At 63.7% G+C, this 23007-nt stretch carries 14 protein-coding genes; 8 read left to right on the top strand and 6 right to left on the bottom strand.

Features of this window, described 5'->3' with window-relative positions; genetic code table 11:
* Positions 1-14 precede the first annotated feature (14 nt).
* Entirely contained in the window at positions 15-2108 is a 2094-nt protein-coding gene (locus OIS53_RS15200) for a M13 family metallopeptidase (protein ID WP_264679419.1), read from the bottom strand.
* A gap of 167 nt (positions 2109-2275) precedes the next feature.
* Positions 2276-3349, bottom strand: coding sequence for an NADH:flavin oxidoreductase/NADH oxidase (locus tag OIS53_RS15205; protein ID WP_264679420.1), 1074 nt, complete (start codon positions 3347-3349; stop codon positions 2276-2278).
* Positions 3350-3629: 280 nt separating this feature from the next.
* On the opposite strand from OIS53_RS15205, the gene OIS53_RS15210 reads away from it, so the two are divergent.
* From OIS53_RS15210 to OIS53_RS15220, 3 genes are all read left to right on the top strand, one after another.
* Positions 3630-4088: a hypothetical protein gene (locus OIS53_RS15210; RefSeq protein WP_264679421.1), complete on the top strand. Its 459-nt coding sequence runs from the start codon at positions 3630-3632 to the stop codon at positions 4086-4088.
* Positions 4078-4278 carry a helix-turn-helix transcriptional regulator gene (locus OIS53_RS15215; RefSeq protein WP_264679422.1) on the top strand — a complete coding sequence of 67 codons (201 nt, stop codon included), beginning with the start codon at positions 4078-4080 and terminating at the stop codon, positions 4276-4278. Before OIS53_RS15210 ends, OIS53_RS15215 begins: the two co-directional genes overlap by 11 nt.
* A gap of 100 nt (positions 4279-4378) precedes the next feature.
* Complete coding sequence (locus OIS53_RS15220; protein WP_264679423.1) at positions 4379-5176, top strand: alpha/beta hydrolase; 798 nt, start codon at positions 4379-4381, stop codon at positions 5174-5176.
* 50 nt (positions 5177-5226) lie between these two features.
* Here OIS53_RS15220 and OIS53_RS15225 read toward each other — a convergent pair whose 3' ends face one another.
* Positions 5227-6387 carry a putative sulfate/molybdate transporter gene (locus OIS53_RS15225; protein WP_264679424.1) on the bottom strand — a complete coding sequence of 387 codons (1161 nt, stop codon included), beginning with the start codon at positions 6385-6387 and terminating at the stop codon, positions 5227-5229.
* 182 nt (positions 6388-6569) lie between these two features.
* Here OIS53_RS15225 and OIS53_RS15230 point away from each other — a divergent pair, with 182 nt between their 5' ends.
* On the top strand, positions 6570-7391 hold the full coding sequence (locus OIS53_RS15230; protein WP_264679425.1) for a carbonic anhydrase: 822 nt from the start codon (positions 6570-6572) through the stop codon (positions 7389-7391).
* Positions 7391-8221 (top strand): DUF2490 domain-containing protein, encoded by an 831-nt coding sequence (locus tag OIS53_RS15235; protein ID WP_264679426.1) that lies wholly within the window; start codon positions 7391-7393, stop codon positions 8219-8221. Before OIS53_RS15230 ends, OIS53_RS15235 begins: the two co-directional genes overlap by 1 nt.
* Before the next feature lie 396 nt (positions 8222-8617).
* Here OIS53_RS15235 and moeB read toward each other — a convergent pair whose 3' ends face one another.
* On the bottom strand, positions 8618-9724 hold the full coding sequence (moeB, locus tag OIS53_RS15240) for a molybdopterin-synthase adenylyltransferase MoeB (protein ID WP_264679427.1): 1107 nt from the start codon (positions 9722-9724) through the stop codon (positions 8618-8620).
* A gap of 249 nt (positions 9725-9973) precedes the next feature.
* On the opposite strand from moeB, the gene fdhD reads away from it, so the two are divergent.
* From fdhD to OIS53_RS15255, 3 genes are all read left to right on the top strand, one after another.
* Positions 9974-10837, top strand: coding sequence for a formate dehydrogenase accessory sulfurtransferase FdhD (gene fdhD, locus OIS53_RS15245; RefSeq protein WP_264679428.1), 864 nt, complete (start codon positions 9974-9976; stop codon positions 10835-10837).
* Positions 10838-11067: 230 nt separating this feature from the next.
* Positions 11068-11403 carry a DUF7009 family protein gene (locus tag OIS53_RS15250; RefSeq protein WP_264679429.1) on the top strand — a complete coding sequence of 112 codons (336 nt, stop codon included), beginning with the start codon at positions 11068-11070 and terminating at the stop codon, positions 11401-11403.
* A gap of 66 nt (positions 11404-11469) precedes the next feature.
* Positions 11470-14034 carry an FdhF/YdeP family oxidoreductase gene (locus OIS53_RS15255; protein WP_264679430.1) on the top strand — a complete coding sequence of 855 codons (2565 nt, stop codon included), beginning with the start codon at positions 11470-11472 and terminating at the stop codon, positions 14032-14034.
* Positions 14035-14415: 381 nt separating this feature from the next.
* On the opposite strand, the gene tamL is transcribed toward OIS53_RS15255, so the two are convergent.
* Together tamL and OIS53_RS15265 are read right to left on the bottom strand one after the other, a co-directional pair.
* The gene (gene tamL / locus OIS53_RS15260; RefSeq protein WP_264679431.1) at positions 14416-16917 is read right to left on the bottom strand and encodes a translocation and assembly module lipoprotein TamL; all 2502 of its coding nucleotides are present in this window, start codon (positions 16915-16917) and stop codon (positions 14416-14418) included.
* A gap of 23 nt (positions 16918-16940) precedes the next feature.
* Entirely contained in the window at positions 16941-22412 is a 5472-nt protein-coding gene (locus OIS53_RS15265; RefSeq protein ID WP_264679432.1) for a translocation/assembly module TamB domain-containing protein, read from the bottom strand.
* Positions 22413-23007 lie beyond the last annotated feature (595 nt).

The raw sequence follows: 23007 nt of genomic DNA on the forward strand, positions 1-23007 counted from the left end.
TTGCCGGGCAGCTACTACCAAATCACCGCCCGCTCGGCATCGGGCCGCACCATTTTCTGGCCTTGCTGGCAGCCGAAGGCTTGGTAGAACTGGGGCATGTTCATCAGGGGGCCGATGGTGCGGTACTGGCCGGGTGAGTGCGGGTCGGTGAGGATTTGCTGACGCAGGGCAGCGGGCCGGATGTTCTGGCGGCGCAGCTGGGCCCAGGCCAGGAAAAAGCGCTGCTCCGGCGTGAAGCCGTCGATGATGGGGCGCGGATTGGAGCCGTATTTCTGCTGAAGCTGCTTTTGCAGGGCGCCGTAGGCCACGGTGAGGCCCGCGAAGTCGGCCAGGTTTTCGCCCATGGTCAGCTTGCCGTTCACGTGCACCGAGTCCAGGGGCGAGAAGGCGTCGTACTGCTGGCCGACTACGGCGGCGCGCTTGGTGAACTCGGCCGCGTCGGCGGGCGTCCACCAGTCGCGCAGGTTGCCCTGGGCATCGTACTGGCGGCCTTGGTCGTCGAAGCCGTGGGTGATTTCGTGGCCGATAACCCCGCCGAGGGCCCCGTAATTCACGGCGTCGTCGGCTTCGGCGTCGAAGAAGGGCGGCTGGAGGTAGCCCGCCGGAAACACGATTTCGTTCATGGGCGGGTTGTAGTAGGCGTTGATGGTGGGCGGGGTCATGCCCCACTCGTTCCGGTCAATCGGCCCGCCAAACTTCTTCACGTTTTCCCGATACGCCCACTCACGGGCGGCCAACACGTTTTTCAGGTACGACTCCCGCGAAATCTGCAAGGCCGAGTAGTCTTTCCACTGGTCGGGGTAGCCGATTTTGACGCGCAAAGCATTCAGCTTTTGCAAGGCTTCCTGCTTGGTGGCGTCGCTCATCCAGGTGTTGCTGCGGATGTGGTCGGCCATGGACGCCTTGATGTTCTGCACCATTTCCAGCGCCTTCTGCTTGGCTTCCGGCGGAAAGGCCTTGTCGACGTACAGCTGCCCAAAAGCTTCGCCCAGCGTAGCGTCGGTAGCGGCTTGCATTCGTTTCCAGCGGGCCGCTTGCTGCTTGGCGCCGCTCTGCACCTGCTGGAAGCGGAAGGCCTCATCGGCGTAGGGCTTGGGCAGGGCCGACGGCACCGACGACACCAGCTGCCAGGTTAGGTAAGTGGCTATATCCGGCAGGGGCTCCTGCTGGAGCACGGCGTTCAGCTCCTGAAAAAACGGTGGCTGGCCCACTATCACCTCCTGGGCAGTGCCCAGGCCGTTTTCAGCCAGCATGGTAGGCAGCCCCACGGCCGGGTACTGGCGGTGGAAGTTGGCCACCGGCAGCTTGTTGTAGTTGAGCTGAGGGTTACGCAGCTCCACGCGGGTGCGGCTGGCCTGGGCCAGGCGCTTCTCCAGGCGCAGCACAGCCGCCGCTTTGCGCGCGGCCGTAGCCTCCGCGTCGCCCATCAGCCGGAACGTGTTGGTCAGGTACGCTACGTAAGCCGTGCGAATGGCCTGGGAGCGGGCATCATCCTTGAGGTAATAGTCCCGGTCGGGCATGCCCAGGCCGCCCTGGTAGAGGTTGACGGCGTATTGGGAGCTGTTCTTCCGGTCGGGGCCCACGCCGGCCCGGAAAAAAGCGCCCGTGCCCAGGCGCTGCTGCCGGGCCAGCAGGGCGGGCAGCGCCTTCCGGTCCTTAAGGGCCTGAATGCGGGCCAGCTCCGGCTGTAGGTACTTCAGGCCCGCCGCTTCAATGGCCGCTGAGTCCATGCCGGAAGCGTAGAAGTCGCCCACCTTTTGCAGGTTCGAGCCTTTGGGGGCGGCGGTATTGGCCGCGGCTTCTTCCAGAATCTGCCGCAGCGTGGCCTGGGTCCGGTCGCCGAGCAGGTTGCGCGGGCCCCAGCTGGAAGCGTAGGCCGGAATTGGGTTGTTCTTCAGCCAGTTGCCACCCGAAAACAAAAAGAAATCCTCGCAGGGCGACACCGTGCGGTCAAGGTCTTGCAGGCTGAGGCTGCGGCCCCCGCTGCTGGTGGGTGCGGCCGGAGCCGCCGCGGTAGTTGGTTGGGTAGCAGGTTGGCTGGTGGCGCAGCCGGCCAAAGCCAGCGCAACCGCCGCTGTGCCCAGGCGGGCTGCGGAAAGGTGTTTCATAGAGCAAGATGGAAAGGCGCACGGTAAGGTCGCGCGGAAGCGGGTAAGGGTTGCGCCCGGCAGCGGCGCGAAGCTTCCGCTGCGCCTATCGGTGCGGACCACAGCGCCGACAAGCACTGTTCAACACTGCGCGAAACGGGAGCTGCGCGCTACACCTGCCGTTCGTGTCAGGTCTGGCGGGGCTTGGCCCGCTCGTACTGTACAGGCCAGGCCACTTCGGCACCCAGCTCCTGGGCGGCGTGCAGGGGGAAGTACGGGTCGCGCAGGGAGGCGCGGGCCAGCAGCACCACGTCGGCTTGGCCCGAGGCAATGATTTCCTCGGCCTGCTGGGCGGTGGTAATGAGGCCGACGGCGCCGGTGGGCAGGCCAGTTTCCTGGCGCACCCGCTTGGCAAACGGCACCTGGTAGCCGGGCCCGACCGGGATGGAGGCTTGAGGCACGTTGCCGCCGGTGGAGCAGTCCAGCAGGTCCACGCCTTCGGCTTTCAGCAAGTAAGCCAGGGCTACGGTGTCGTCGGCGGTCCAGCCGCCCTCGGTCCAGTCGGTGGCCGACACGCGCACGAACAGGGGTAGGTGGTTGGGCAGTTCGGCGCGAGTGGCGCGCACCACCTCCAGCAGCAGCCGCACCCGGTTCTCGAAGGAGCCGCCGTACTGGTCGGGGCGCTGGTTGCTGAGCGGCGACAGAAACTGATGGAGCAGGTAGCCGTGGGCGGCGTGCAGCTCCACCACGTCGAAGCCCGCCGCCACGGCCCGCCGGGTGGCCGAGCGGAAGTCCTGAATGAGCCGCTCGATGTCGGCGGCGGACAGCTCGTGCGGGGCCGTTTCGGCGGGCGCGAAGGGCAGGGCGCTGGGCGCTACGGTGGGCCAGCCGCCGGCCGGTGGCGGCAGCTGCTGGCCGCCTTGCCAGGGGCTGGTGTGGCTGGCCTTGCGGCCGGCGTGGGCCAGCTGGATGCCCGGCGTGCAGCCGTGAGCCCGCAGAAAAGCGGTGATGCGCTGCAAGCCAGGTACATGGTCGTCGTGCCAGATGCCCAGGTCGTCGGGGGTAATGCGGCCCTCGGGGGCTACGGCAGTGGCTTCAAGCAAAATCAGGCCGGCCCCGCCCACGGCCCGGGAGCCCAGGTGTACCAGGTGCCAGTCGTTGACGAAGCCATCCTGGGCGCTGTACTGGCACATGGGCGAAATCACCAGTCGGTTTTTGAGCGTAATGCCGCGCAGCGGTAGCGGCGTGAAAAGCCGAATCATTCGGGTAAGGAGAAGAATGTCAAAACAAAGCCCTTTTAACCCTTGTGCCTGATTTCGGGTTTCGGAGATGCGCTATTCGGTGGTTGCTTTTCGGCGCGGGGAGCGAAATTAGGGCCGCATTATAGCTGGAGACGCCCCAGCTTACCCGCCATCAGGCCAGCAAGTCTGCGTGGTATGAGAAAAATAAAGTACACTGTCCTTATCTTTGTGTAATGTATACTTGACTTTTTGGAAAATATATATGACGTTTATGCGTCTATTTACCTAAGCGTCTAGTATCATGCTGACACAGTATTTGTTCCCTCATCGATTCAAGCGGCTCGGCCTTGTGCTTACCGGAGTGTCGTTGGTAGCGGGCTTGTTGGAATTGTACGAAGCCATAAAGCTGCCTAAGCTACTCGCCTGGTTACCAGCGGGCCTCGGCGACTGGGCACCTTTTCCAGGACCAGAGCGAGCCAACCACGACTTATGGGCTTTATTATTTATCGTGGGTGGCGTGTTGGCGGCCTGCTCCCGAGAGCAAGTAGAGGACGAGTACATTGCCAAAATCCGGCTTGCGTCGCTGCTCTGGGCTTTTTATCTGTACTACGCGTTGCTGGCTTTGTCTTTCCTGCTGTTCAGTGGCACTGCCTTCCTGAGCGTGATGCTATACGCCATGTTTGCGCCGCTGCTCTTGTTTCTGGTACGTTTTCATCTGGCCCTGCTCTTGGGAGCCAACAAGGCAGTTTATGAGGAATAACCTGCGCGTAGAGCGGGCCGTCCTGCGTCTGACCCAGGAAGAGTTGGCCCGGCGCATTGGCGTGAGCCGCCAGACCATCAACGCCATGGAAGCCGGCAAATACGTGCCCTCCACCGTACTGGCCCTGAAGCTGGCCGGCGTATTCGGCAAGCCGGTGGAAAGCCTGTTTCAGTTGGAAGACGAAGACTGAATCACGGAGTATGCAGATGCGTCGCTGATTATACTGATGCTACTCCCCGTTGGTAGCCCAATCAGCGTAATCTGCGAAAAATCTGCGTAATCTGTGATTTATGAAAGTGCTACTGATTATCCTTGGCTTGGGCCTGGGCTTGTACGCTGCCGTTTGCCTGCTCCTGTACGTGAAGCAGGAGAGTCTGCTGTTTTTCCCCACGCGCCTGCCGGCCGACTACCAATTCCGCTTCCCCGGCCGCTTCACCGAGCGGTGGGTGACGGCTGCCGATGGCACCCGCCTGCACGGTCTGCTCTTCCGGGCCGAGACGGATTCGGCCAAGGGGTTGATTTTCTACTTGCACGGCAACGGCGGCGCCCTCGACAGCTGGGGCAGCGTGGCCCCGCTCTACACCCGGCAGGGCTACGACGTGTTCCTGCTCGACTACCGCGGCTACGGCAAAAGCCAGGGCCACATCAGCAGTGAAGCGCAGCTACGAGCCGATGCGGAAGTTGCCTACCAGCAGCTCCTGCCCGAATACCCGGAGGCCCGGACCGTAGTGCTGGGCTACTCGCTGGGCACGGGTGTGGCTGCCTGGGTGGCGGCCCACCATCGGCCGCGGCTGCTTATCCTGCAAGCTCCTTACTACAGCCTGCGCGACGTGGCCCGCCATCATTTTCCGTGGGTGCCGGGCTTTCTGGTGCGCTACCCGCTGCGCACCTATCAGCAGCTGCCCCAGGTGCAGGCACCCATCGTCGTCTTTCACGGCGACCAGGACGAGGTGATTCCCCACGAATCGGCGCGGAAGCTGCGGCCCCTGCTGAAACCCAAGGACCAGTTTATCACGCTGCCCGGCGCGGGCCACAACGGCATGACGGAAAATCCTCAGTATCAGCAGGTGCTGGCTGGGATTCTATAAGCGGTTCGGAAGTCGGGTGGACGACGTAGCCCGCAGAAGCCGCAGATACCCTACTTTCCCAGGCCTACCCAGCCGCGCTGCATGGCGTAGTACAGGGCTGTGCCCACGGTCAGGCCCACCAGGTAGCCGTAGGGCAGGCCGGCGCAGAGCAGGCCCACCAGCAAGGCCACCAGCAGCTCGGGGCGGGAGCTGCTGACGTCGCGGAGCAGGCTAGCCAGGGTCAGGGCCTCGAAGAGCAGCAGCACGCCCAGGATGGGTAAGGGAAATATCTGGACCACTTGCTGAAAACCCTGGCTCAGCAGCAGGCCCAGCCCCAGAAACAGCAACCCATACAGCACCACCGAGCCGCCCGTGCGGCCCCCAAACGTGTAGTGCCCCACCATGCCGCCCGAGCCGTGGCATACCGGGAAGCCGCCCAGAAACGGGTTTATCAGGTTCATCAGGGCGTAGGTGAAGCTGATTTGCCGCACGGTGAGGTTGCGCTCCGGAAAGTAGTCGTGGGCGACCTGGCGGGTGGCCAGCACGGAGTTGCCCAAGGACAGCGAAATCTGGGGCAAAGCCAGCAGCAGGGCGCCGGTGACAATGTCGGGCCACTGGGGCACGTGCCAAGTAGGCAGGCGCAGGCCCACGGCCCGCTGGGCAGTGGCCAGGTCGAGCTTGAAGAGCAGGGCGTAGGCCACGCCTAGGGCAATAACCACCAGAGCGGCCGGCCAGCGGCGGTTGCCCAGCAGCACCACCGTCAGCAGAAAGCCGGCGGCAGCCAGGACGTAGCCGGGCAGCCCATCGGCAGGCACGTATTCTTTCAGCGCCAGCGTCGCCAGCTGCAAGGCCAGCCCAAACTGAATGCCCCGCACCACGGGCTTGGGCACCAGCCGGGCCAGGGCATCCACCAGTCCCGACACCGACAGCACCAGCATACCGACCCCAATGGCCAGCCCGCCCCCGAAGATAACCCGGTCGGGCAGCTTCTGGGCAATAACCAGGGCGGCAAAGGCCTTGAGCGGCTGCACCGGCATGGGCATGCCGTACCACCACCCCGAAAACACCTGCATCAGCCCGAACAAGATGAGCACGCCCGCGCTGTCCATGCCCGAGGCAGCCACCACTCCAATCAGCAGCGGCAGGTCGGTGCCCAGGTCGCCGAAGGCACCGGCCAGCTCATTTCGGTCGAAGCGCAGGCGGCGGGAAGGAGAGGGGGCGGTGAGGGGCATCAGAGGGCGGCAAGAAAGAGTGAAATGCGCGGAACGTGAAAGTGGCTGGCGGTAGATGTCTCGGCAGTGTGAAAGTAAAAACTTTCGCTTTAGATAGTATTACTATTTTTTTTGATAGCAGCCTCAAACATTTTTAGACAGACGCAAGTTAAAGCGGAAAACACACCAAACTTTTACTGCTTATGTTACGCAACAGCCTGATTATGCTGGCCCTGCTGGGCTGGCTCACCACCACTCCGCTAACGGCTAAGGCCCAGAGCCGCCGTTCGGCCCCGGCCAAAACGGCTAGGACAACTCAGACAGCCAGCATCGATTCGGCGAAGTGGCGGAAGGACCACTACGTTGTCAATCGGGACTCGGCCTACGCCAACCCCTATGTGGCCTTGCGCAAGCTGATGGGCGGTAACCGCCGCTTCGTGGAAAACAAGAGCATCAGGCCGCGCCAGGACCGCGCCGCCCTCACCAACACCGAGAAAGGTCAGAAGCCTTTTGCTACCATCGTGGGCTGCTCCGACAGCCGGGTACCCAACGAAATCATCTTCGACCAGGGGGTAGGCGACCTGTTCATCATCCGCACGGCCGGGCAGGTAATGGCGGAGGCCTCGTACGGCAGCATCGAGTTTTCTTCGGTGGCGCTGGGCTCCAAGCTGATTGTAGTGCTGGGCCACCAGAGCTGCGGAGCTGTGGATGCGGCCATCAAGCGCCCCGACGTGCCCGGCCACATCGTTTCGCTTGTTAACAGCGTGAAGCCGGCCGCCGAAAAAACCAAGAACATGGCCGGCGACCGGCTGGAGAATACCATCCGTCAGAACGTTATCGACCAGGTAAACCAGCTGCGCGACCTGGAGCCGGTACTGGCGAAAAAGTACAAAAACGGCGAGATTCTGATTGTGGGAGCGGTGTACAACCTGGGCACGGGCAAAGTTGAGTTCCTGTCCGAAACGCTGCAAAACCTGCCCGCTTTCCGGGCCCCGGCGGCAGCGGCTAAACCGGCCGGCAAGTAATGGCGGCACCGGTAGTACTGCCGGCCCTGGCCCGCTGGGCTGGGGCCGGCCTGCTGGCGGCGGGCCTGCTGCTGGCTGCCAGGCCCGCCGCGGCCCAGAACACCCGCCTCAACGACCGGAATACCATCGGCTGGCTTACCAACACCACTACGCTGCGCTTTGCCGAGCGGTGGAGCGGCCACCTGGAGTACCAGTTCCGCCGCGAAAACGGCTTGGCCGACTGGCAGCAGAGCCTGCTGCGCACCGGGGTCAATTACCAGGTCAACGACCGGCTGACGGTGCGCCTGGGGTACGCCTGGATTGAAACGTTTCCCTACGGCGACTACCCCATTCAGGCGGCGGGCCGGCAGTTTCCTGAGCACCGTATCTACCAGATGGCCACGCTCAGCAACCCCATCGGCCGCGTCGAGGTCAGCCACCGGTTTATGCTGGAGCAGCGCTGGTTTGGCCGTTTCCTCAGCCCCACCAGCCCCGACCCCGACGAGTGGGTGTACGTGAACCGCCTGCGCTACATGGCCCGCGTGCAGGTGCCGCTGAGCCAGCCGGGCCCCGGCGGCCGCGGCCCCTACGCCGCTGCCTACGACGAAATCTTTCTTGGTTTCGGCCGCAATGTCAACGAAAACGTGTTCGACCAGAACCGCTTGGCCCTGCTGCTGGGCTACCGGTTCGGGCCGGCGTTCCGGATAGAGGGCGGCTTTTTCCAGCAGCGGCTGCAGCTGCCCCGCGAAATCGAAGGCCGCAACGTGTTTCAGCGCAACAACGGCTTTATCGTGAATACCGTGGTAAACCTGGACCTGCGCCGCTCCACCCCCGCCACCCCGGCTAACTAAGCGGGAACGGGACGCCGACAGCCCTAGCGCGACTCTGGCGGCAGACTTAGCCAGCTGTGCTGGCGCGTCTGCCCGCCGGGGGATGGGGCAAGTCTCCGGACTTGCGGCCGCGCAGCGGCCATCAGGCGTCAGGGCCGCATGGCTTTGCAGCCTGCGTAAAAAGACGGTAACGCGAAGTTTCACTTCGCGAGATGCTAGAACGACCGGTCCTGAATCGTTCTGACGCCTCGCGAAGTGAAACTTCGCGTTACATCTGTCTATCCTACCACCAATTCATGCGGCCCTGACGCCTGATGGCCGCTGCGCGGCCGCCAGTCCGGAGACTTGCCCCATCCCCCGGCGGGCAGACGCGCCAGCACAGCTGGCTAAGTCTGCCGCCAGAGCTGCCAGGGCTGTTTACTCTACCGATTCTTTGTTCACGACATCCGACCAGGCCAGGATGCCGCCTTCCAGGTTCAGCAGGTTGGCTAAGCCATACTCACGTTGGAGGCGCTCCACGGCGCGGGCACTGCGGGCCCCGGAGCGGCAGTATACTACCACCGGGTGGTGGCGGGGCACGGCGGCGGCACCCCGGTCGAGGGCGCTGAGGGGCAGCAGGGTGGCGCCGGGCAGGTGGCCGGCGGCGTATTCTTCCGGCTCCCGCACATCCAGCAGGAAAGGCGGATTACCGGAATGAAGCTGCCGCAGCAGCTCCGGCACCGAAACGGAGCTGACGCCCACGCCGCAGAGGTCGGCGTAGTCGTCGTGGTTGGCCGTGTCGAGGGTGATGGCGGCCTGCTCGGGGCGGCGCTTGAAGCGCAGGGTGCGCGTCTCGAACGTGAGGGCATCGAGCAGCCAGAGCCGCCCGCTCAGCACCTCGCCCAGGCCCAGCACCACTTTCAGCGCCTCGGTGGCCTGGGCCGTGCCCACCAGGCCGGGCAGCACGCCCAGCACGCCGGTGGCCTCGCAATTGGGCGCCTCCTGGGCCGAGGGCGGCTGCGGAAACAGGCAGCGGTAGGTGGGGCCGCCCTGGTAGTTGAACACCGAAACTTGCCCCTCAAACTTATAAATGGCTCCCGACACCAGGGGCTTGCCCAGGCTCACGCAGGCGTCGTTGAGCAGGTAGCGGGTGGGGAAGTTGTCGGAGCCGTCCACCACCACGTCGTAGCGGCTCACTAGCTCCCGCACGTTGCCGAGCGTGACACGGTAGGCGTGAATTTCGGTGACGACCAGCGGGTTGAGGCGGTGCAGGGCCCGAGCTGCCACCTCGGCTTTGCGCTGGCCCAGGTCGTCGGGGCCGTACAAAATCTGGCGTTGCAGGTTGCTCAGCTCCACTTTGTCGGAGTCGACGATGCCCAGCGTGCCCACGCCGGCAGCGGCCAGGTATTGCAGCACCGGGCAGCCCAGCCCCCCGGCGCCCACCACTAGCACGCGGGCGTCGCGCAGGCGCAGCTGCCCCGCCTCCCCGATTTCGGGCAGCTGCACGTGGCGGCGGTAGCGGTGTTGTTCGTCGGCAGTCAGCATGTGTTCAATTAAAAATTAGGAATTAAAAATTAAAAATTGGGGATGCTGGCTTTCGTGACGGTCTGCTAAATCCTTCAGCAACAGCAGCGTAAAAACAGTTCGTGTGAAACCTGTTTCACCTTGGCAAAGTTGGAGAAACAGGAAGGTTTTCGGAATGGATGATACCGCTTCTCTATCCCTCCTTGTGCATAGGCAAGAAGACGCACCAAGCCATTTTTAATTTTTAATTCTCAATTTTTAATTGACCACATGGACATTCTGCTGCCTCCTACCAGCTACGACTACGTGACCGTGCAGCGGGTGCAGGGCCAGGACGTAGCCACGGCCTCCGACGTGCTGGCCGCCGAGGAACCCCTGGAAATCCGGGTGGGCTACGGGCCGGCGGGGCAGCGCCAGCACCGCACCTTGTCTATCACCATGCGCACGCCTGGCCACGACTTCGAGCTGGCCGCCGGCTTCTTGTTCACCGAAGGCATCATCCGGGGCCGCCAGGACCTGACCGGGGTTATCTACTGCGCCGATGTGGAAAAAGAGGAGGAGCGGGAAAACGTGGTGCGCGCCGAGCTGGCCGTCGGGGCGGCCGTGGACCTGCCCCGGTTGGAGCGCCACTTCTACACCAGCAGTAGCTGCGGGGTCTGCGGCAAAACCAGCATCGAGGCCGTGCACGCCAGCGCCTGCCCAGTGCTGCCCGCTGCCGGCCCCCACGTAGCGGCTAGCGTCATTCATCAGCTGCCCGAGCGGCAGCGCGCGGCCCAGGCCTTGTTTGAGCAAACCGGCGGCCTGCACGCCTCGGCCCTATTTTCGCCCGCGGGCGAGCTGCTGCTGCTGCGCGAAGACGTGGGCCGCCACAACGCCCTCGACAAGGTAATCGGGGCGGCCCTGCTTCAGGAGCAGCTACCTCTGCACAACGCGGTGCTGCTGGTCAGCGGCCGGGCTTCGTTTGAATTGGTGCAGAAAGCCGCCGTGGCCGGCATTCCGGTGCTGGCGGCCGTGGGTGCCCCCTCTTCCCTGGCCGTGCAAGCCGCCCACGACTTCGGCATGACCCTCTGCGGCTTCGTGCGTCAAAACCGCTACAACATCTACACCCACCCCTGGCGGATTACAGAAAAGTAAGAACGAGGACCTCAGAGCTGTGTTCCGGCCCGCGTGAACTGTCATTCCGACGCAGGAGGAATCTGGGCTACTCACCAGATGTCAAATCCAGATTCCTCCTGCGTCGGAATGACAGTTCTGGCGACTCGCACAACCAAGCCGAAGCCGGGTTTTGGGGCACTGGGGTTTGGTACAACCTTACGATTCCGCCTCCGCGTAATCAGCGCGTAATCTGCACAATCTGTGATTATATGAAGCTCCGCATCGAAGACAACTCCCTGCGCCTGCGCTTGTCGGACGACGAGGTGGCACATTTTGCCCAAACGGGCCGCGTGGAAAGCACCGTCAAACTGGGCCCGCGGCCCGAAGACCAGCTTACCTACGCCCTGGAGCGCCTGCCCGGCGAAGACTCCGCCACCACGGTGCGGGTGCTGTTTGTGGGGGCCGCCCTGGAGGTGCGCGTGCCGCCCGCTATTGCCGAAGCCTGGACGGGCTCGGAACAAATCGGATTTTCGGAAAAAATAAGAGTGACCGAGAGCCAAGAGCTGCGTATCTTGGTAGAGAAGGACCTGGATTGCAGGCACTAAGCTCAACTTTATTGGGTACTTGTGCGCTTCCGGATTTCCACTTGACCTTTCATCCCACCCCGAGTTATGGACAAATCTCCTGCCTACGACCCTAGCAAAGCCGGCAAAACCGAGCAGCAAACGGCCAGCGACAATGCCCCTAAAAGCGGGGAGCGGCCCGACCAGGGCGCTGCCCCCACCAGTGACAACTGGAGCACCTCGCCCGACCGCCACTCGATGGACGAGCGAATTATGGAAGCGCCCGACACGCTGGGCGCCAAGCATAAGTACCCTATTCTGGCCCAGCCGCCCGAGGAGTTTACCGGCCTCAAGCTCACCAAGCCCGCCAAAGTAGCCGCCGGCGTTACGGCCGTGCTCAAGTCGGGCGCTTTTGCCTGGGGCGAGGACGGCGTGGGGCGCGGCACGCACGCCCTGCTCAAGATGAACCAGAAGGATGGCTTCGACTGCTCCTCCTGCGCCTGGCCCGACCCCGACGAGCACCGCTCGGTGGCCGAGTTCTGTGAGAACGGGGCTAAGGCCACGGCCTCTGATGCCGACTCTCAACGCGTAGACCCCGAGTTCTTCGCCAAGCACAGCCTCGTGGACCTGTCGCGCATGACCGACCGGGACCTGAACAACGCCGGCCGCATTACGCACCCCATGGTGCTGCGGCCGGGGGCCACACACTACACGCCCATCACCTGGGAAGAAGCGTTTCAGTTGGTGGCCGATGAGCTGAACGCGCTGAAGTCGCCGCACGAGGCCATTTTTTATACCTCGGGCAAAGTGCCGAACGAGCCGGCGTATCTGTACCAGCTCTTTGTGCGGCAGTTCGGCACCAACAACCTGCCCGACTGCTCTAACCTCTGCCACGAAAGCAGCGGCGCGGCCCTGAGCAACACCACCGGCCTGGGCAAAGGCTCGGTCACGCTCAACGACTTCTACGAGGCCGAGGTCATCATCGTCATCGGGCAGAACCCCGGCACCAACCACCCGCGCATGCTCACGGCCCTGCAAAAGGCCAAGCGCAACGGTGCTAAAATCATCAGCATCAACCCCTTATACGAGGCGGGTCTGTTGGCTTTCAAAAACCCCCAGGACTTCATGAACCCGCTGCGGGCCCTGGGCGCTCTGCTCGGCGACGGTACACCCATTACTGACATCTACCTGCAAGTGCGCATCAACTCCGACCAGCTGGTGCTGCGCGGGCTGATGAAGTGTCTGCTGGAAGCCGAAGCGCTGAACCCCGGCCAGGTGCTCGACCAGGAGTTTATCCGGGAGTACACCACCGGCTACCCCGAGCTGGTGGAAACGCTGAACAACACCAGCTGGGACGATATTGAGCAAACCAGCGGCCTGACCAAAGCTCAAATCCAGGAGGCCGCCAACCTGATTGGCCGCCACAAGAAGATTATCACCTGCTGGGCCATGGGGCTTACCCAGCAGAAAAACGGCGTGTACACGATTCAGGAAATCGTGAACATGCACTTTATGAAGGGAGCCGTGGGCATCCCCGGTGCGGGCTTGTGCCCGGTGCGCGGCCACTCCAACGTGCAGGGCGACCGGACCATGGGCATCTGGGAGCGGCCCACCGACAAGTTTCTCAACTCCCTGGCCGAGGAGTTCAACTTCGAGCCCCCGCGGGAGTACGGCTACGACGTGGTGGAAGCCATGAAGGCCCTGCACGACGGCCACGTGAAGGTATTTATGGCCATGGGCGGCAACCTGCTTTCGGCTTCTTCTGACACGGAGTTTGTGGCCGAAGCCATGCGCAAACTGCGCCTGTCGGTGCACGTGACCACCAAGCTCAACCGGGGCCACCTCGTCAACGGCGAAATGGCCTTACTGCTGCCCTGCCTGGCCCGCACCGATATTGACATGCAGAAGTCGGGGCAACAGTTTACGTCCTGCGAAAACTCGATGGGCGTGGTGAGCATGAGCAAAGGGGTACTGCAACCGCTGGAAGGCCAGATGCTGAGCGAAGTAGCCATTGTGTGCGGCATTGCCCTGACTACCCTGGGCGACCGAACCACGGTGGACTGGGTGGGCTGCACCGAGAACTACGACCGAATCCGGGACTACATAGCCCGCACTATTCCGGGCTTCGAGGATTTCAACGAGAAGGTGCGCCACCCCGGCGGCTTCTACCTGCCCAACGGCCCGCGGGAGCGAAACTTCACCACCGAAAATGCCAAGGCCAACTTCAGCAGCACGCCCTACGAAAAGCACGTGCTGGAGCCCGACCAGCTGGTGCTGATGACCATCCGCAGCCACGACCAGTTCAATACCACCGTGTACGACTACAACGACCGGTACCGGGGCGTGCACAACGAGCGGCGGGTTATCTTCATGCACCCCGACGACATGCGCCAGCGCGGCATTCGGGAGCGGGGCCTGGTCAACATCACCAGCCACTTCGAGGGCCAGCAGCGCCACGCCGAGAAGTTCATTGCCATTCCCTACGACATCCCGAAGGGCGACTGCGCCATGTATTTCCCGGAAGGCAACGTGCTGGTTCCCATTGGCTCAGTGGCCTATAAGAGCAACACCCCCACCTCGAAGTTCGTCATCGTGACGGTGGCCCCGGTGGAGGAGCCGGTGGGCAAGCGCACCGCGTTGCCGGAGCGGGAAGCAGTAACGGCGGTGTCGTAGCCTCACCCCCCGGCCCCCTCTCCCGCGGAGAGGGGGAGCCTGACGACGGGTCGTTCTGCGCCGCCCTGTCGGCTAGCGCCTCCAGAACGGCTACCACTGAGGACAGCACAGTGGCCGCGTAGCGGCTGAAGGATTGTAGCCGCCACACGTACAGACAACAAGGCGCCGCGTAGCGGTGCAAGAGACGCCCAAACGTTCCTTGCACCGCTACGCGGCGCCTTGTTTTTACTGCTTATTGTCTCTATAAACCTTTAGCCACTACGCGGCTATGATGTTCGCTGCTTCCGGTAGCCGTTCTGGAGGCAGTAGCCGACAGAGCGGCGTAAAACGACCTGTCGTCTGGCTCCCCCTCTCCGCGGGAGAGGGGGCCGGGGGGTGAGGCTAAAACGGGTACCCGATGGCTATGTTCAGGCGAGGATCCAGAATATTCAATTTTGGCTGCGACCTATAAATCAGTGAGCCATCAGCGTTACGAATATCCACATTGTCGTATGGGTAAGTTATGGGATACGCTAGGTCTAGGCGGATGACAAAGAACTGCACGTCGATGCGGAGGCCGATGCCGGCACCTATGGCCAGCTCTTTCAGGAAAGAATTAAAGGCAAATTGTCCGTTGCGGCTATCAGGGTTGCCTTGAGCGTCAATGGTTTGGCGGCTCGAATCGGGGTTGACCAGCCAGATGTTGCCGGCATCCACGAACAGGGCGCCTTTCACGTACGGAAACAGGTCTTGCCGGTACTCGATGTTGCCCTCTATGCGTATGTCGCCTACCTGGTCGTAGAAGGAGTTGTTTTCGCTGGCAACCGGGGGGCGGTAGGTACCGGGCCCGACACCGCGGGCCGGAAAGGCCCGGATGCTGTTGGGGCCGCCGATGCCATACTGCCGCAGGTAGGGCAGCACGCGGGAGTTCTGGTAGGGCAGGCCCAGGCCCAGCAGCAGGCGGGTAGCCAGCTTGTTGCCGCTGGTAGGCAGCGGGCTAATACGGAAGTAGTTACGCAGCTCCAAATCGAATTTGGCGTACTGGGCAAACTCCTGACCGAGTAGGGTGTAGGAGCCATCGGCGTCGCGGGGCTGGCCCGTGAGGGAGCTAACCAGGCGGGCCAGGTTGCCGGCCACTTCTACGCCCCCGCTGAAGTAAATCTGGTTGCGGCGCTGCTCCAGGGCCTGCTGGTTGTAGGTGTAGCGGTAGGAGCTGGCCAGTACAAACTGCTGCCGGAACGAGGTTTCCAGAAAAGGCCGCTCCTGCAACAACCGGCTGAAGGCTCGGCTGGTATCGGCCGTGCGGATATATTGCACGTCGATGGGGCGCAGCTCCTGCTCGTTGGTAACGCGGGTTTTCCAGGTGTAGCCGTAGTTGACGCCAAACACATCCTGAATAAAGGCCTCCCGCCGTTCGACGCGCCGCACATTGGCCCCGAAGAAGGTGCGGGGCTGGAAGTCGGAGCTGGGCAGGCGCACGTCCAGAAAGGGCAGGGGCGGGGTAATCAGGCGCGGCACCTGGAGCTGCGCATCCAGCCCTAGCTCGTAGCTGGTCAGCCCGATGGTGGTGGCGTCGTTCAGCCGCTGGTTTTCAAACGAGCCGGTCAGGTTTACCAGCAGCTGCTCGGCCCCGCGCAGGGCTGAGCGGTTGCGGTACTGCACCCGGAAGCCCGGCCCCACGAAGCCGTTGGCCTTGCTCACAAACTGCACCTCGGCCCGCAGGCTTTTCTTGGGCACCTGGGTCATGCGCACAACGGAGTTCAGGAAGCCGTAGCCGGCCGAGTCGGGCTTGTTGGCGGCCGGGCGGAAGCGGATGTCCACGAACTTGAACACGCCCAGGCTCATCAGGCGGCTCAGGGTCTGGTCCTGGCGGCGGCGGCGGTAGAGGCTGTCGGGGTAGAGGAAGGTGGCGTTGGTGATGGAGCGGGCCGAAAACACCTCCTCGTCGGGGTAGTAGATGTAGCCCCGGTACCGAATGGGCCGCTCGCTCAGGGTGGTGTCGGAAAGGGAATAGTCGGTGTTGAGGCGGATGCGGTTCAGGATATAGGGCTTGGCGGCGCGGGGCGGTGTGGTGGGCTTCACCGTCAGGTAGACGTTCACCTGATTATCCAGCGTACTATCTACCTGAAACAGGATGTAGTCGGGGGCGAAGTAGTAGAAGCCCTGGTTTTTCAGCTCCCCGTCGATGCGTACCCGCTCGTTGGTGAAGGTCTGGAGGTTGTACGGGTCGCCCACCTTGAGCAAGGAGCCCGCCTGGGTGGCCCGCACGGCGCGGGGCAGCAGGGAGTCGCCCTGGGGGAAGTGGATTTCCTTGATGAGGTAGGGCTTGTTTAGTGAAGCGTTATAGTCTACGCTGGCAGTCTGGCCCTTGGTCTGGATGCGGCTGTGCACCACGGGCGCGAAGTAGCCGTTGTTGTAGAGGCGGTTAATCAGCAGGCCCTTTACGCGCTGGGTGTCCACTTCGCTCAGCAGCACGGGCTTCTCGCCGTACCGGTCGGCCAGCCACTTGCCCAGGCCCTTGGTTTTGCCCTGGCCCAGGTGCCAGAAGTACAGCTTGGGCCGCAGCCCCAGAATGGACGTGTTAGGCTTGGGCCGAATCACCGACTCCAACTCCGTTTGCAAAGCCGCCTCGTTCGGAATCGGCGCCTCGGATTTCAGCTTAACCGCGCTGCCAGTGTACAGCTTACTGCCTTCCGGAATGTACTTGGTGCCGGAGCAGGACGCCAGCAGCAGGAGCAGCCCCACCCCCCAGCCCCCTCCCCGGTGGGGAGGGGGAGCCTGACGATTCTTGTCGGCAGGGCCTTTTAGGGAAAAGCAGAAGGGAAGTAATGAAGCCATGAAGTCAGTGGTCAGAAACAGGGAAAGGAAAATCAGGCTCCCCTTCTCCCGGAGGATGTGGCGCATCAAGCCAGGGCGGGGCTGGGGGGTTACGGGCGCCGGGTACGCGCCGAATCAGCGCGAATCGGAGTGGCGCGGGTGGCGGCCGGGCGGCGGACCGAGTCGGGGCGGGCGGCTACGGGGGTAGCGGTGGAGTCGCGGGGGGCATTGCGGCGGTTTTGGCGGCGCTGGCGGCGGTCCAGCTTCATGTCTTCTTTCACCTGGGAGTCGATGCCCTTGAACAAGTCGGCCAGGTTCTGGTAGTCGCGCTGGAAGATGAGGGCCGCGCCGGTGCGCACAAACTGCCCGTCGATGTCGGAGTAGGCGTTGTTGCGGAAGGCCCGCAGACGGATGCGCCCGTTGGCCAGCACGTTGTACTCGATGCTCACGTCGCCGGCAAACGAGCTGACGTTGCTGCCACTCTGGCCCTGGCTGGCCTGGTTGCCGCCGCCCAGGGGCACGTCGGTGCCCAGGCGCACGGTGAGGCGGTTGTTGAGCAGCTGGCGGCGCACGGCCACGTTCAGGTCGGTGCGGGTTTTTTCGGAGCCGCTGCTGAAGTCGGCGTAAGAATTCACGCCCAGCTCCACGCCCAGGTTGGAGAGGTAGGAGCCGGTGAGGTTGTTGAGCTGCTGGGTGAGCACCTGGCTGGCCGACCCGCGCAGCTGCTCGGCCACCAGGCTGCCACTGCTGCTCCGGAACGGGTCGTCGGCCAGGAAGCGGCCCAGCACCAGCAGCGAGAATACCTGCTTGTTCAGGTCACTTTCCTCGGAGGGCTGGCGCAGCTGAGCCAAGCGCGTCTCGATGGGGCCGCGCAGGTCGGAGCGGGCCTCCTCGGGCAAGCGAATGTCGAAGCCGATAATAGGTTTGAGCAGCTGCCCGGTTACTTTCAGGTCGACCTCGAACGGCACCGGGTTGCGGGCCACGGCATTGAGGGTTTCGTCGGTGGAGCCCTGGCCCGACAGCAGCTCGGCCGGGGCGGCGCGCACGTTGTAGATGGCCGTTACGTTGGCCTGCCCGTTGTACGGGTCGCCGGTCCAGGTGATAGACGAGCCGGGCGCAATTTCAAACTCCCGCGAAGCCAGGTCATACAGCGAGAGTTGGTACTTGCCGCTGGCCACGTCGAGGCGGCCGGTGAGGGTGATGTTGCCGGTCCGGTCGATGGCCGTGTTCAGGGTGCCGTTGGCCCGCACTTGCAGGTTGTCGCCGGAGGCCTGGTCTACCACAATGGTAAAGGGCGTGGCGTCGGTAACCGTTACCAAGGCCTGGATGTCGTAGCCGGTGGTGGTTTCGGCCGTGTCCAGGGGCACGTTGCGGGCCAGCATGGTATCGAGCGGGGCGCTTTTGTCCACAAACTCCACAATGCCGGCGCGAGCCACTTCTACCGGGTCGTCGTTGGGCACGGCCACCGACAGGGCCGAGCCGTCTTCTACCCGGGCGGTGGTGCGTACCACGGGTAGGTTGAGGGTGCCGGTAATGCGCGAGTCGGAATCGACCAGCAGCTTGCCCCAGAACAGGGGGTTGTCGCGCTGGGAGCTTTGCACGGCCAGGAAGTCCTCGGTGGTGGCATCCAGGTCGAAGCGGAAATCATTTACGTAGTCGGTGGTGCGTACGTAGCCGTTCACCACGGCCCGGTTACCCACCGAGTCGCGCACCACAAACTCCTCCAGCCGAATGCCCTCCGGCGTAAAGTCGATTTCCTGGGATGCCAGGAAGTAGGGTGCCCCCAGCTGGGTAAGCGTAAATGTGGCATCCGGGGTGGTGGTGAGCGTGCCGTTGATGCGGGGCTGGGCCACGGTGCCGGTCAGGGCCAGCTGGCCGGTCAGGCCCCCGCCCATTTCGCGCAGCTGCCCCAATGAGAACGGCTCGATAATCTTGAGGTCCAGCCGCTTCACGTTCAGGGCAAACTCGATGGGTGAGGGCGGCGTGGCCAGGTAGTAGCCCACGGCCTGCACGTCCATACCGGTGGCGCTGGTAAGGCGGGCGTCCACGTCGAACCGGTCGGGCGTGGGGTTGGTAGCCCGCAGGGCCACGTCGCCGATGGTGGCTTTGTTGTAGCCGAAGTCTTTCAGCGTCACGTCGGCCGTGAAAGCCTGGCGGGGCTGGCCCAGGTTCAGGGCCACGGCCTGCCCGTTGAGCGTGCCCGTAACGAGTGAGTCGCCCAGGCCGGCGGCGCGGCCCAACCCGTTCAGGTCGAGGTTGCCCATGGTGACTTGCAGCGGGTACTGGGCCCCGGCCAGGGTTTGCAGGGTCAGGAAACGCTCATTGCGCCGAATGTCCACGCTCTGCGCGAAGATGGCGCCCGTGGCCGTAGTGTAGCGCAGCTCGTTGCCGGGCGTCACCGTCCACTCCTTGTTATCCAGAATTACCGGCGAATCGAGCTGGAAAGCGTAGGCGCTACCCCCGTTCAGCACCCGCAGCACGCCCGCCAGGTTCAGGCGCTGGGCGCTGTCCGACTCGGCAATGCGCAGGCGGGTGCCCACCTGGTTGTTCTGCACCGACCCGGCCAGCGTGGGGTTCGGAATCGTCAGGCTGGTGTCCTGGCTGATCTGACGCAAACCCAGCCGGTAGTCCAGTTTCTGCGGGTCGGAGCTGACGGCGAGCCGCAGCGAGTCGAGGGCGAAGCCGGCGTACACGATGCGCGGCACGCGGGTGTTCAGGCGCAGGTCGGCGGCGCGGCTGTCGTAAGAGCCAGTGAGGGTGAAGGGCGTAAGCTGGGTGAGGTCGGGTACGAGCTGCTGCACCAGCCGTGGCTGCTTCAGGCGGGCCTCAAACGTAAGCTGCCGCTGCTCCTGCGAGGGCCGGAACTGTACATCAGGCAAGTCGAAGTACCGGTCGATGTGGCGCTGTAGCTCCAGGGCCAGGTCGCCGAGGCGCATGTTGCCGCGCAAGGTCAGGTCGGCCACGCTGGAGGCAAAATCCACCTCGGTGCGGCCCGTGCGCTGCACAATGCGCCCACTCACCGAATCCAGCGCAAACGGCCGGTTGTTGCTTACAATGACGATGCGGTTGCCCGAGAACGTACCGTTCAGCGTGTTCAGGTCCGAGCCGCTGAGGTCGGCGGCCAAGTCGCCCTGCACGCGCAGGTCGCCGCCGGTATAGAAGCCCAGGGCCGTGAGGTTGGCCCCGCGCAGGTTCAGGCGGTCTACGCGGTAGCTGGGGTTGGACGCGTTGCGCAGGTCGATGGTCGCCAGCAAATCCAGGTTCAGGTTGGGGTCGTCCTGGCTGCGGGCATCCACCACGTAGCGGTTCCGGTCGATGTCCACTTTGGCCGTGATGCCGCGGTAGGTGTAGCCGTTGTAGGTGGCCTGCTGCACCCTGGCGTTTAAGGTGCCGCGCAGCTGGTTGGGGTCCAGGCCCCCGCGGCCGGTGAGCGTGCCGCTGGCGGTTATCTTGCCAATCGTGGGGTCACCCAGAAACTTGCCCACATCCAGGGCCTGGGTGCTGAAGGTAGCCCGCACCGGCTCCTGCCCGGCCGGACCCTCACCCACGTTCACCTTAGCCGCCAGGTTGCCGAAGCTGGTAGTGGCCCGCAAATCGGTATCAAACACCAGCGCCGTGGGCCGCCCCCGGAACGTGCCCGTCAACGACAGCCGGGGCGGCAGGTTGTAGCCGGCCGGCAGCGTACCCGCCGGCAGCATGCCCCGAATGTCGGCGGCAGTGGAGGTAAACTCCCGGATGGTGAAGTCGGCGTAGAGGCGGCGGTCGGTGTTGGGCAGGCCTTGTAGGCGGCCACTGGTCCGGATGCGGGTGCCGCTGAGGCCCCGGAAGTCGATGTTTTGCAGGGCCAGGTTGCTGATGCGGCCCTGCACCTGCCCGCTTATGGTCAGGGGGGCGTTGGGGTTGATGCCCAGCTCGGGCAGGGTGCCGGCCGGCAACAGACTGCGCATATCAGCCTCGGTGGTGCGCACGTAGTCCAGGTCCAGGTTCAGCACCAGCCGGTCGTCGGTGTAGGGCAGGCCCTGAATGCGCCCCTCGCCCCGCACAATGGTGTTGCGGAAGCCCACAAAGTCCAGGTTCTGTACCCGCAAGTCGCCCAGCCGGCCACTTACCAGCCCGGTAATCAGAAACGACTGGTTGGGGCCGCTGCTGAACGGGGGCGTGTCGATGAGCGTGGGCGTGATATAGAGCACGTCGCGGAAGCCCAGGCGGGCCTCGCGCAGGTCGCCGTTAAGGCGCAGGTTGGGCAGGTCGTCGGCAATGCCAGCCAGCTCCTTGTACCCAATGCCAATGCGCCGCCGCAGGTGGCTATGGGGCGTAAGCAGGTCCAGGTTGTTGAGCTGAATCCGGTGGTCGTCGTAGAGGAAGCTGGCGGCGGCGCGGGTAATGGCAAAGCCGCTCTGCTCCTGCCCGGCCAGCTGCGTAATGCGGCCGGTGGTGCTGTCGGCGGAGTAGCGCAGGTTCTCGGTGTTCAGCGTCAGGTTCGTGAACTTCAGGTGGTTGTAGTCCATGCCCCGGATGCGGGTCTGCTGGCGCGGCTCGTTGAAGTTGTCGAAGGCCACGTCTACCCCGCTGATGTCGGAGCGGCGCAGGGTTACCTGCCAGGAAGCCGGCTGCGCCCCGTTGGCTTTTTCCACCGCTTCGTTCAGGTCGCGCACGGCTTCGGCGGGGTTGACGAGGCGCTTCTCCACCGGCACGTTTTCGTTCTGGGCGTAGGCGAAGGAGGAGTTGCGCAGGCGCAACGTGTTCAGGGCCACGCGGGAGCCGCGCAGGTCAATGGCGTCGGCCGTAATGTCGGCCTCGCCTACGCGGGTGCTGATAAACTGCGCCGACGGGTCGTTGCGGTAACTCAGGCTCACGTTGGCCAGCTGAGCCCGGTTCAGGCCCAACTCCAATTCCAAAGGCTCCGCCGTGGCCGTGTCGGGCGGGGCGGTTTTGGTTTGGGTGATGCCGATGCTGGTGTTGCGCAGAGCCGCCTGGTCGATGCGGTAGGTGGAGCCGTCCACGTCCACCTCGTCCATGTTCACGGCCAGCTCGCCCACTTTGGTGCGCACATTCATGCCGTCCACCTGGTCGTTGTAGGTGAGCAGGATATTGGTCAGGCGCAGGTCGCCGATGTTGTACTGAAAGCCCGCCCCGGTGGTATCGGCCGGCGTCGTGGTGGTCGTGTCGCCGGTGGCAAAGGCGTTGACGATGAAGTCGTAGTTCGACACGCTGTCGGGCTCGGTGCGGCTGATGGCCACGCGCCCGTCGTTCAGCTCCAGGCTCTTCACGTTGATCTGCGACTTCGCCAGGGCCCAGATGTCCAGGTTCACCCCCAAGTGCCCCACCGACAGCAGCGTGTCGCCTTTCTGATCTTCCAGATACACCCCATCCAAGCTGATGGCGTGCTTGAAGTCGGTGCGAAATTTCCCGATGCGGACCTCGGTTTGCAGCTTGTCCCGCAGGTAGTTTTCGGCCCGGCGGGCGACAAAGTCCTGGCCGGCCGGAAACTGCAAAAACACAACCACTCCCACCACAAGCAGGAGCACAAACGCAAGCAGCCCTAGCAGGGCGTACAGGATACGGCGGGCGTAAACAGGCAAAGCAGCAGGTAGATAGGAGTGAGGTGAGGGCTCGGTCAGCCAAACGAGAAAACTGCGGTTGGGGTTAGCTGGGTTGGAATGTGGGTAATGTGGTCAATAGGAGGTAAATGTGAACAATGAACGGTCGTCCTGCTGTGGTGTCCACACAACGGACGGACGAACGGCGCAGCCAGGAACTTCCGCCGGCTTGAACTACTGGCGGCAGACTTCTGGCCGGAGGCGAGGCGTCTGCCCGCCGGCCCATGGGGCAAGTCTCCCGACTTGCGGCCGCGCCAGCGGCCAGCCGGTACCGCGCCACTCCCATGTAACGCAACGCTCCCGTTTTCCGCATTTTTCCACGAAAATCGTTCAAATTTCCGAGTTAGCGCCTCGGGTTGGTGACAGAGCCAGGCAAGCAATGGGAACGAAGTGAAGCGGAAGCTTTGCGGCGCAGCATCCTAACGGCGCGGTTCCGCCTGGCCGCCGGCGGCGGCCGCCAGTCCGGAGACTGGCCCCGTGGGCCGGCGGGCAGACGCGCCAGCTCTGCTGGCTAAGTCTGCCGCTAGGTGCCGTACCTTCACTCATTCACTCATTCACTCATTCACTCATTTCCCCA

Source organism: Hymenobacter sp. YIM 151500-1 (assembly GCF_025979885.1).
Taxonomy (GTDB): Bacteria; Bacteroidota; Bacteroidia; order Cytophagales; family Hymenobacteraceae; genus Hymenobacter.

Bases quoted from the DNA above. Each gene is read 5' to 3' on its own strand.
- OIS53_RS15200 (WP_264679419.1), bottom strand. From the start codon at position 2,108: ATGAAACACCTTTCCGCAGCCCGCCTGGGCACAGCGGCGGTTGCGCTG.
- OIS53_RS15205 (WP_264679420.1), bottom strand. From the start codon at position 3,349: ATGATTCGGCTTTTCACGCCGCTACCGCTGCGCGGCATTACGCTCAAA.
- OIS53_RS15210 (WP_264679421.1), top strand. From the start codon at position 3,630: ATGCTGACACAGTATTTGTTCCCTCATCGATTCAAGCGGCTCGGCCTT.
- OIS53_RS15215 (WP_264679422.1), top strand. From the start codon at position 4,078: ATGAGGAATAACCTGCGCGTAGAGCGGGCCGTCCTGCGTCTGACCCAG.
- OIS53_RS15220 (WP_264679423.1), top strand. From the start codon at position 4,379: ATGAAAGTGCTACTGATTATCCTTGGCTTGGGCCTGGGCTTGTACGCT.
- OIS53_RS15225 (WP_264679424.1), bottom strand. From the start codon at position 6,387: ATGCCCCTCACCGCCCCCTCTCCTTCCCGCCGCCTGCGCTTCGACCGA.
- OIS53_RS15230 (WP_264679425.1), top strand. From the start codon at position 6,570: ATGTTACGCAACAGCCTGATTATGCTGGCCCTGCTGGGCTGGCTCACC.
- OIS53_RS15235 (WP_264679426.1), top strand. From the start codon at position 7,391: ATGGCGGCACCGGTAGTACTGCCGGCCCTGGCCCGCTGGGCTGGGGCC.
- moeB (WP_264679427.1), bottom strand. From the start codon at position 9,724: ATGCTGACTGCCGACGAACAACACCGCTACCGCCGCCACGTGCAGCTG.
- fdhD (WP_264679428.1), top strand. From the start codon at position 9,974: ATGGACATTCTGCTGCCTCCTACCAGCTACGACTACGTGACCGTGCAG.
- OIS53_RS15250 (WP_264679429.1), top strand. From the start codon at position 11,068: ATGAAGCTCCGCATCGAAGACAACTCCCTGCGCCTGCGCTTGTCGGAC.
- OIS53_RS15255 (WP_264679430.1), top strand. From the start codon at position 11,470: ATGGACAAATCTCCTGCCTACGACCCTAGCAAAGCCGGCAAAACCGAG.
- tamL (WP_264679431.1), bottom strand. From the start codon at position 16,917: ATGCGCCACATCCTCCGGGAGAAGGGGAGCCTGATTTTCCTTTCCCTG.